A 244-nucleotide genomic window follows, 5' to 3' on the forward strand; every position below is an offset into this window, starting at 1 on the left:
GGCCGCGGCGCCATTTTTCAAAAATTTCTGCCACTTCACCTTTGAGCGGAATCTTGGAAATCCCGCGCTGCTCTTGAATTTCACGAACTTTCTTGGCAATGCGTTTATCGATTTCTTCCATTTCGATTTCCAGTTCGCGTGCAGAGATGCGCAAGGCGCCTTTTGCAAAAATGACCCATTGCTCGGTCGAATCAGAAGTCGCGACATAAATTTGGTCGCGCCGGCTGTTCAGGCTAATCGCCAG

The 244-nt window shown here is 49.6% G+C and carries 1 protein-coding gene; it reads right to left on the reverse strand.

Going from position 1 to position 244, the window contains the following annotated elements:
• The coding region (locus tag SB775_RS32830; protein WP_410865480.1) for an NYN domain-containing protein at positions 1–244 on the reverse strand (244 nt) is incomplete at both ends.

This window comes from Peribacillus sp. SIMBA_075, assembly GCF_046534585.1.